This is a genomic window from Oleiphilus sp. HI0086 (assembly GCF_001635225.1).
Genome location: NZ_LWFZ01001309.1, coordinates 1 through 895, shown reverse-complemented (window position 1 = coordinate 895; position 895 = coordinate 1). Strand labels below are relative to the sequence as shown.

The 895-nt window shown below is 44.1% G+C and carries 2 protein-coding genes; one reads left to right on the top strand and one right to left on the bottom strand.

All coding sequences use genetic code 11. The features are described 5' to 3' along the window. The coding region (locus tag A3756_RS22445) for a hypothetical protein (RefSeq protein WP_231875616.1) at positions 1-249 on the top strand (249 nt) is incomplete at its 5' end. 36 nt (positions 250-285) lie between these two features. Here A3756_RS22445 and A3756_RS28185 read toward each other — a convergent pair. Continuing rightward, on the bottom strand, positions 286-895 hold a 610-nt coding region (locus A3756_RS28185; RefSeq protein WP_197481474.1), incomplete at its 5' end, for a hypothetical protein.

Below are 895 nucleotides of genomic sequence, written 5' to 3'. Positions count from 1 at the left end.
TTCGGGAATATAGAGACTCTGACTATGAGAACATTACGTTTGACCACGCTTGATAATCAGCGTCAGCGTTTAGAGCGGGAAATAATAGAAACGAAGAAAAAGATTGTAGCAGCTAATGAGGGCGCGTTTCCTGACCTGGGTTTAGTTAAGCAATTGAGAGATTCTATTGAGCGAAATATGCAACTTATTTCAATGATTGATCAGCATCGACCCGCAAGAATCTCTAAGCTGAAAGCGAAGGTGATTTAGGGTAAGTGTAAAACTTACCCTGATTCACAAAAACAATTACTGTCGCTCAGGAATAGCCGTTCCCTGAAAGATAAACAGCGGTGTGGGCGATGTGTAAATGACGTTGTCATCCTCGTCTAAGAGTGGCTCTCCATCTTCATCTGTCTGGGCAATATACTCATAGCCAGGGTCTTCATAACTGTTAGCGGGGACAGCGACGTTATTTTCCTGATCTTCTTCACTTTGCAGCTCAAAAAGGTCTTTCGAAACATTGTAACTTTCACAGCTCGTTGGATTGTAGATGAGTTGCTCGCGTGTCGGGTTGGGGTTGTCGTCGCCCTGAGGTATTTCTGTTTCTCTATCATCTTCTAAAGCTTTGTAGATGGCAGTACTGAACTTCGATACATAGACGCGAATTTCTGCATTAGGGTAGTCTACCTCTACTTTTAAGCGCTGCAAGTCTGTCAGCGCATCATTACTGCCATCGCCAATTGTGAATGAGTTGGAGATGACAGTATTTCGCTCGTCGGCTTCATCGTGCTCTGTTAGTGAGTCACCATCATCGTCAATAAGGTCGAAGCAAGCAGGGTGCTCGATTTCTTTGGTAATCGAGCCGTCAGGGCATGTGACGACATTTTCTTCATCATCATCGAGGCATGTTTGATTT